General features: G+C 42.1%; 9 protein-coding genes. 5 read left to right on the top strand and 4 right to left on the bottom strand.

The window, feature by feature from the left end; all coding sequences use genetic code 11:
* The 4 genes from pepQ to hemG (CXF78_RS03465) form a co-directional block, all read left to right on the top strand.
* On the top strand, positions 1–1106 hold a 1106-nt coding region (gene pepQ, locus CXF78_RS03450), incomplete at its 5' end, for a Xaa-Pro dipeptidase (protein ID WP_102035981.1).
* Complete coding sequence (locus tag CXF78_RS03455) at positions 1099–1797, top strand: YigZ family protein (protein ID WP_257984824.1); 699 nt, start codon at positions 1099–1101, stop codon at positions 1795–1797. The genes pepQ and CXF78_RS03455, both read left to right, overlap by 8 nt.
* Complete coding sequence (locus CXF78_RS03460) at positions 1787–3244, top strand: TrkH family potassium uptake protein (RefSeq protein WP_011635508.1); 1458 nt, start codon at positions 1787–1789, stop codon at positions 3242–3244. The genes CXF78_RS03455 and CXF78_RS03460 overlap by 11 nt, the downstream gene beginning before the upstream one ends.
* Entirely contained in the window at positions 3244–3774 is a 531-nt protein-coding gene (gene hemG / locus CXF78_RS03465; RefSeq protein WP_011635509.1) for a menaquinone-dependent protoporphyrinogen IX dehydrogenase, read from the top strand. The genes CXF78_RS03460 and hemG (CXF78_RS03465) overlap by 1 nt, the downstream gene beginning before the upstream one ends.
* A gap of 125 nt (positions 3775–3899) precedes the next feature.
* On the opposite strand, the gene CXF78_RS03470 is transcribed toward hemG (CXF78_RS03465), so the two are convergent.
* Entirely contained in the window at positions 3900–4205 is a 306-nt protein-coding gene (locus CXF78_RS03470) for an ArsR/SmtB family transcription factor (RefSeq protein WP_011635510.1), read from the bottom strand.
* A gap of 198 nt (positions 4206–4403) precedes the next feature.
* Here CXF78_RS03470 and hemG (CXF78_RS03475) point away from each other — a divergent pair, with 198 nt between their 5' ends.
* Complete coding sequence (hemG, locus tag CXF78_RS03475; RefSeq protein WP_102035982.1) at positions 4404–4949, top strand: menaquinone-dependent protoporphyrinogen IX dehydrogenase; 546 nt, start codon at positions 4404–4406, stop codon at positions 4947–4949.
* Between the two features lie 91 nt (positions 4950–5040).
* Here the strand turns inward: hemG (CXF78_RS03475) and CXF78_RS03480 are convergent, their stop codons facing one another.
* From CXF78_RS03480 to rsmB, 3 genes are all read right to left on the bottom strand, one after another.
* Positions 5041–6483, bottom strand: coding sequence for a TrkH family potassium uptake protein (locus CXF78_RS03480; RefSeq protein WP_102035983.1), 1443 nt, complete (start codon positions 6481–6483; stop codon positions 5041–5043).
* 6 nt (positions 6484–6489) lie between these two features.
* Positions 6490–7899, bottom strand: coding sequence for a Trk system potassium transporter TrkA (gene trkA, locus CXF78_RS03485; protein WP_011635513.1), 1410 nt, complete (start codon positions 7897–7899; stop codon positions 6490–6492).
* Positions 7900–7915: 16 nt separating this feature from the next.
* On the bottom strand, positions 7916–8858 hold a 943-nt coding region (gene rsmB, locus CXF78_RS03490), incomplete at its 5' end, for a 16S rRNA (cytosine(967)-C(5))-methyltransferase RsmB (RefSeq protein WP_102035984.1).

Genomic DNA, 8858 nt, shown 5'->3' on the forward strand with positions numbered 1-8858 from the left:
CTAATGGCCAAGATAAGCCTACTTTAATATTTTATCGCCCAGTGGATTTTTGGCATAAAGTAAATGATGTACCGCAATCCTTCTGGACTGAGCATTTTGATATTCAGTTACTGACCAAGCCAGATCGAGTTGCTGACTTTTTACCTAAAGATTTAGCTGCGTGGGCGTATATTGGTGAACACTTAGATGTTGCTGATGTATTGGGTTTTTCGGCTCGTAATCCTGATGCAGTAATGAACTATCTACATTATCATCGTGCTGACAAAACTCTGTATGAACTTGAGTGCATGCGCCGAGCGAACCAAATTGCGGTAAAAGGGCATTTGGCTGCCAAAAATGCATTTTATGATGGTGCTAGTGAGTTTGAAATTCAGCAACGTTATTTGCTCGAAATTGGCCAAGGCGAAAATGAAGTGCCTTACGGCAATATCGTGGCATTAAATCAAAATGCCGCTATTTTACATTACACCGCTTTAGAGCATGTTAAGCCTGCGCAGCGTTTATCTTTTTTGATTGATGCTGGGGCCAGTTATCATGGCTATGCCGCAGATATTACCCGTACTTACTCATTCGAGAAAAATCGTTTTTACGAATTAATCGTCGCATTGGATAAAGTGCAATTAGCCATTATTGAGCAGATGAAGCCAGGGGTTAAGTACGTCGACCTGCACATCGCGACACACCATCATATAGGTCAATTACTGATTGATTTTGGCTTGGCGAATGGCACTGCTGAACAGTTAGTTGCCCAAGGCGTAACAAGTGCCTTTTTCCCACATGGATTAGGGCATATGTTGGGGTTACAAGTTCATGATATGGGCGGTTATTCCCATGATGAGCGCGGAACCCATATTGCTGCACCTGAGGCTCATCCATTTTTACGTTGCACTAGAGTATTGGCTGCAAATCAGGTACTGACTATTGAGCCTGGTCTTTATATTATCGATACCTTACTTAATCAGTTATCTGCTACAGCTAAGCAAGCTATTAATTGGACTACAGTTGATGAGATGCGTCCATTTGGTGGGATTCGCATTGAAGATAACGTCATTGTGCATCAAGACCGAGTAGAAAATATGACGAGAGAGTTTGGTCTAGTTGATTGAGTCATATTTAATACCACAAGCTCACGTATTGATAGAAGAAGAGATAAAGCATAGCCGCTTTATCTCTTTGTTATTTCACTGCCCACATCCTAATGATATGAAGTTAGCGCTTACTGACATAAAGCAGCAATATCCTGGGGCCAACCATTACTGCTACGCATTTGTAGCTGGCAGCCCAGAAAATACCATTGATATGGGCGCTAGCGATGATGGCGAACCGTCAGGTAGTGCTGGCAAACCCATGCTAGCATGCTTACAAGGCGCAAAAATTGGTGAGCTAGGGGTTATTGTTGTGCGTTATTTTGGTGGTACTAAGTTGGGTGTGGGCGGTTTAGTACGTGCTTATACCTCAGGTATAAAGCAAGGATTAACGCAAATACAGACTCAGGTTAAGCATCTAAGGTATCCTGCACGCTTGGTATGCCATTATGCTCAACTCACCGATGTTGAGTATTTGGTTGCTCAATATGATGGCGTGGTAATGGATAAAGAGTTTACCGACAAAGTAGAAATACATTTTGAACTGGCTAAATCGCACCATCAGGCTTTTAATCAAGCATTAGCTACCCAGACGCAGGGCCAGCTTCAAGTAAAGTTTACAGTTTGTGCTATGACGAACTTATGCCAAAATGTCACTCAATTGTTAAATTCGACGCAGCACAACTTAAACAGAACCCTTAATGCAATATAAAACAATTATTAGAATCACCGGTTTGCTGATGGGATTATTTTCAATCACCATGCTGCCGTCAGCATTAGTGGCTATCTTATATAAAGATGGTGGTGGTACTGCATTTATTCAGGCCTTTTTTGTCAGTATTTTTCTGGGCTTTTTATTATGGTATCCCAACCGCCATCAAAAAGGCGATTTACGCACCCGAGAAGGATTCTTGATTGTAGTGTTGTTCTGGACTGTGCTTGGATCGATAGGGGCACTGCCATTTATTTTTTCTAATAACCCCGATTTAAGCTGGACCGACAGTTTTTTTGAATCGTTTTCGGCCTTAACGACCACGGGAGCGACCGTGATTGTTGGGCTAGATGACTTGCCTAAGTCAATATTGTTCTATCGCCATTTACTGCAGTGGATGGGCGGCATGGGTATCATCGTACTTGCTGTGGCCATTTTACCTCTGTTGGGTATTGGTGGTATGCAGCTGTATAAAGCTGAAGTGCCTGGTCCGGTTAAAGACACTAAGGTTACTCCCCGTATAGCCGAAACAGCCAAAGCCTTATGGTATATTTACTTCTTGCTTACTACCGCTTGTGCATTGGCATTTTACTTTGCCGGTATGGATGCATTTGATGCTATTTGCCATTCATTTTCGACTATTGCTATTGGTGGTTTTTCGACTCACGATGCCAGTATTGGTTACTTTCAAAGCCCGTTGATTAACGTGATTTGTGCGTTTTTCTTGTTGATTGCGGCAGTCAATTTTAGCTTACACTTTGCTGCATTTACTCGCCGTGGCATTAACGTCAAAGTATATTTAAAAGATGCAGAATTTAAGGTGCTTATTGCGGTGCAGCTGGTATTGACCGCAATTTGTTTTGCTACCTTGTATCAGTCTGGAATTTACGACTCCCCAGAGAAAACACTCGATTACGCCTTCTTTCAAGTAGTATCGATTTCAACAACGGCGGGTTTTGGCACAGAAAGCTTTCATTCCTGGCCGCTGTTTTTACCTATTCTATTAATATTCTCAAGCTTTATTGGTGGTTGTGCTGGCTCGACTGGCGGCGGCATGAAGGTGATTCGTTTAATTCTATTGGTGCTACAAGGGTCGCGTGAGCTGAAGCGACTTGTTCATCCTAAAGCTATGTATTCCATTAGAATTGGCTCGACGGCCTTACCCGACAGAATTATTGATGCGGTATGGGGATTCTTCTCTGCTTATGCTTTAGTGTTTGTGGTGTGTATGGTGATTTTAATGGCAATGGATATGGACGCCATTACCGCATTTAGTGCAACGGCAGCCAGTTTAAATAACTTAGGCCCTGGTTTGGGTGATGTAGCATCAAATTATTCCAGTATTTCAGACGGTGCTAAGTGGGTACTGGTGATGGCAATGCTATTTGGCCGATTAGAAGTGTTCACCTTATTGGTGCTATTTACCCCCACATTTTGGAAGAATTAATGTTAAATACTGTAATTTTATATTCAACGGTTGATGGGCAAACACTGGCAATTTGTCAGAAAATTAAGCAAATATTAGTTGAGCAGGGTGAGCAAGTTAGCGTGGTTAACCTAGCTGAGGTCGAGGCTGATGATTTAGCTAGTGTTGATAAAGTGGTGATTGGTGCCAGTATTCGATATGGCAAACATCGACCTGAATTATTCAAGTTTGTTGAGCAACACAAAGTCCTACTAGACACTAAGCACAATAGTTTTTTTAGCGTAAACGTTGTGGCAAGAAAGCCTGAAAAAAACACCCCTGAAACTAATCCATATATGCAGAAGTTTTCAAATTTATCAGCCTGGAAACCTCAGTTATTAGGTGTTTTTGCCGGTAAAATTGACTACCCTCGTTACCGATTTTTCGATAAGTTTATGATCCGATTTATCATGTGGATGACCAAGGGACCGACAGATACTCAGGGTACGTTTGAGTTTACTGACTGGGGCAAAGTAGATGACTACGCTAAACAAATAGCAGCGCAAAAATAATTCATACACAATAGCGTGCCCAATATGCCTTATTGAAAACGCCGTTTACTCTATGTGACTTAAGCATCTATGTTGTTTAAATCTTAATGTTGTTTAGTCACAGTAGTTGTTCAGTCAAACAGTTGTTAGGCACAATAGCGTCGATGTAGTATCGAGATCACTTCGGTGACTTGCTCATTTTTAAGCGTGTAGTAAACCACTTGTGAGCTCTTACGAGTGTTGACCAAATCTTGGGTGCGCAGTACCGCTAAATGCTGTGACAAAGCTGATTGGCTCAGTGGCACGGTCTCATTTAATTCAGTGACACTTAATTCTTGTTCTAACAATAAACATAAAATCATTAAGCGGTAAGGATTCGCAATGGCTTTTAGCCATTGTGCTGCCGTTTCTGCATTATTAAGCATGGTTGCGACATCGATATCTTGCTTCATGAGTGTCCTTATATAACCTTAAATTACGATCTGGTTTGGGTTTTCTGTATTTTGTTCATTATCATACTTCTGCATCATGGAGATCTCAATTTTAACTATTAAATATATGAGCTATTTCTAATTTGTGATCATTGCAGAGGTTTAAAAAGGCTTTTTTTGCCAAACTGAGGCAAATAATCCAATAATGAGAATCGAAAAATGGCCAATATTTTAGTGTTATATTATTCCCGAGGTGGCCATACGGCACATATTAGCCGTGCAATATCAGAACAAATTCAATCTAAAGGCGATCATTGTGATGTCGTTAATCTTCAAGATAAAGCGCCAATTGAATGGGCCAAATACCAAGCAGTTGCGTTAGGGGCTTGTGTATTATATGGCTCGTATCATAAATCGGTGTTTGAGTTCGTGCGTGAAAATCAACAGCATTTATCGCAACTGCCAAATAGTTTTTTTTGCGTCAATGTTGTGGCTCGTAATCCTGAAAAGCGCATTCCTGAAAACAATAAATATCTACAGAAGTTTTTAACTTTATCTGAGTGGCAACCGCAAGATGTGAAAATTATTGCCGGTAAAGTCGATTATCCTTCTTGGCCTTGGTATGACAGCTTGATGATCCGCCTTATTATGAAAATGACCGATGGCCCCACCGACCCAACAGCAATTATTGATTATACCGATTGGAATGATGTGAAGGTTTATGCTGATCATATTGCCAAGTTAGCGACCGTCGTACCTGCGTAGTGATTATACCCAACAGATGGTTAACTAAGGCTCATCAGTGACAGGTTAACCATCACCCCAGCCGTATCTTAAGACGATAATCCAGCCTATATTAAAAACGCCAAAATTTAGGATGAAACAACACTGCTACAGTCAGTATTTCTAAACGCCCTAATAACATTCCTATTGCCAGAGCCCACTTAGCGACGTCGGGAAGTGAGGAAAAGTTTCCTGCTGGACCAATAATCGGACCTAGGCCCGGTCCTACGTTTGCCACTGCGGTTATTGCTCCGGTAAAGCTAGTCATTGGATCTAATCCGGTCAGTACAAGTGTGATCGACAGTAATAATATCACTACGATCATCAGCATAAAAAACGCCATTATTGAACGGACAATGTCATCTTGAATCCGGTGGCCATTGTATTTGTCTTTAAAGACTCCATTTGGATGGAATTGCTGTTTAATCTGCTGACGCATAATTGAGAATGCTATTTGAAAACGAAATATTTTTATGCCACCAGATGTTGAGCCTGAACAACTGCCTATAAACATTAAAAACAGAAATGCGACACTGGCAACAGATCCCCACGATTGATAATCGGTTAGTCCGTAACCGGTTGTCGTGATGACCGAAATAACATTGAAGCTTGCGAGTCTTAAAGCATCCATAAAGTCTATTTGCTGGTGTTGCCACAGCCAAAAGGCTAATGAGAATGACACCAGTAACACAAAGCGTAAAAAGCCTTTTACTTGTTGATCATTCCATAAGCGTAAGCTGCGTTGTTGTATGGTTTGAACAAACATTAGTAACGGTAATCCACCCGCTAACATAAACACAATACCAACCCAATGTGCCTCGTGTGAAAAGGCCGCCATAGAGCTGTCTGAAGTGGAATATCCACCTGTTGATAATGTGGTCATGGCATGGTTGATAGCTTCAAACCAATGCATGCCAGCAAGGTGATAGGACAATGTGCACAGTAGTGTTAAGGCGACATAGATCAGAAATAAATGTTTGGCCATGTGCTGGGTGCGAGGAATCGTTTTGTCGCTCCAGTCTGATGATTCCGTTCTAAATAAGCGCATTCCCCCCACGTTCAAAAACGGCAGGATTGCCACGGCCATTACAATGAAACCAATGCCGCCAAGCCATTGCAATAATGAACGCCAGACTAAGATACTATGGTCCATACTGTCTAAACCGGATAATACTGTTGAACCGGTAGTGGTTATGCCTGACATCGTTTCAAAAAATGCGTCAGTATAATTAATACCGTGATAAAGCGTGAAGGGCAGTGCGGCGAATAAGCTCACGACAAACCAAGTGATACTGGTCAACATAAACATATCGCGAATGTTAAGACTAAAATGATGGTTGCGACCATTTTGAATGCACAAAATAGCAATAAAGCCGGTAAATAAACCGGACATCATAAAGTCACCGATGGTTTCTTCGCCATAAAATAGTGCGAAAGCCATTGGAACTAACATAAATCCTGTCAGTATTGAGAGAAAAATACCGAGGATGAAAATGATTTGTTTGACGTTAAACATAAGAACTTAAAAGAAAAAAGCACTTGGTTGAAACAGTTTCTCTACGTCACCGATGAACTTCTTATTCACTAAGAATAAAATAACATGGTCACCCTGTTCGATTACCGTTTTGTCATGGCCCATTAACACTTCATCATTACGTACAATGGCACCAATAGTTGTGCCTGGCGGTAGTTTGATGTTGCCAATCTGTTTACCGACAACTTTTGACGTGCTTGAGTCTCCATGGGCAATCGCTTCAATGGCTTCTGCTGCACCACGGCGTAATGAGTAAACATTACATATATCACCTTGGCGAATATGAGTCAGTAACGCTGAAATGGTGGCTTGCTGAGGAGATATGGCTATATCAATGTTAGCTTCTTGCACAATATCAACATAGGCTTCACGTTGAATAAGTACCATGACCTTTTTCGCCCCCATGCGTTTAGCAAGTAGGGCAGACATAATATTGGCTTCGTCATCATTGGTGACAGCGATAAACACATCGGTTTGATCGATATTTTCTTCCAACAGTAATTCTTGGTCTGAAGCATCGCCACAAAACACGGTGGTTTTTTCCAGTTTTTCTGAAAGTAACTCCGCGCGTTCTTGACGGTGTTCAATTAACTTAACCGAATGAGTACGTTGCAACTTTTGCGCAAGACCAAAACCAATATTACCGCCACCCGCAATCATGATATTGCGGTACGAATTATCCAGTTTTTGCATCTCACTCATTACTGCACGAATATGACGACTATCGGCGACGAAAAACACCTCATCATCGGCTTCAATAATGGTCGTGCCGCGCGGCATGATAGGCCGGCCTTGCCTAAAAATAGCGGCAACGCGGGTATCAATATTGGGCATGTGCTCACGTAATGTGGCTAATGCGTTACCCACTAATGGGCCGCCATAATAAGCTTTAACCGCAACAAGACTTAGCTTACCTTTAGCAAATTCAAGTACTTGCAGTGCACCTGGGTATTCTACTAATCTTTGTATGTAAGCAGTCACTAACTGCTCAGGTGCAATCAGCTCATCAATAATAAAACCGCCACGAGGCTTAGCGTCACCGCTTTTAATTTCACTATTGATAAACAGTTTATCTTGAAGTTCTAAATAAGCTTCTGAGCGAATACGAGCAATTTTAGTTGGTGTACCAAATAAGCTGTAAGCAATTTGACAAGCTGCCATGTTACATTCATCGCTATTGGTTACCGCAATGAGCATGTCAGCATCTTCTGCACCAGCTTCTTTTAATACACTCGGATGAGCGCCATGACCGACAACAACACGTAGGTCAAACTTGTCTTGTAATAGCCTTAGCCGAGCGCGATCACTGTCGACGAGTGTGATGTCGTTATTTTCACCGACTAAGTTTTCAGCTAACGTGCCGCCTACTTGCCCAGCCCCTAAAATAATAATTTTCATGGCTTGAGGTACATCCTTAAATTGCTTTAACTAGGCGCGCGTAATAAAAGCCGTCCATATTGTCTTGTCCTGGCAAAATTTGCCAACCGATATCACTGATATGAGCTTGTTGCTCTATCGGTACTAAACTCGCATCGGCTGTCCGTGCTAGAAACTGTTCAACTTGTTGGCTGTTTTCCTGCGGTAAAATAGAGCAGGTTGCATATAATAAAGTGCCACCCGGTTTAAGCCATTGCCAACAATGATCCAATATCTGTTTTTGTAGGTTGGCTAACTCTTCAATATCGCTATTTTTACGTAACCATTTTATGTCTGGATGACGGCGAATTACCCCAGTTGCAGAACAAGGTGCATCAAGCAAGATTCGATCAAATTGTTGTCCTTGCCACCATGATGGAATATCTGTCGCATCGCCGTGAATAAGTTGCGCTTTTAAATGCAACCTGTCCAGATTTTGTTGTACCCGAGCAAGGCGTTTTTGATCAAAGTCGACAGCGACTAAATTGATAGTGGGAGCAAGCTCTAGTAAATGGCAACTTTTGCCACCAGGCGCGGCGCAAGCGTCTAAAACAAGTTCGTCTGCCGCAGGTGCAAGTAAGGTGGCTGCCCATTGTGCCGCGCCATCTTGGACCGATGCTGCGCCTTCCATAAAGTCGGGTAATGCAGCGACATCTTTTGCGCTTTCGAGCAATATAGCATTTGGGCTTGAACCGGCTTGGGCTGAAATATCATGTTGGGCTAGTGCCGCTAAATAAGCATCACATGTCTGTGATTGCTGATTATTACGTAGCCACATTGGCGGACGCTGGTGGCTCTGCTCAATAATGTCTTGCCAGTTATCTGGATACGCTTGTTGTAAACGCTTAATAAACCAAGCTGGAGTATTAAAGCGTAGCGTGTCTGAGTCAGTATTTAATTCGCTATCTTGACGCTGAATATTACGCAATACGCCATTGACC

This window comes from Shewanella sp. 11B5 (genome assembly GCF_002836795.1).
GTDB classification, from domain to species: Bacteria; Pseudomonadota; Gammaproteobacteria; order Enterobacterales; family Shewanellaceae; genus Shewanella; species Shewanella frigidimarina.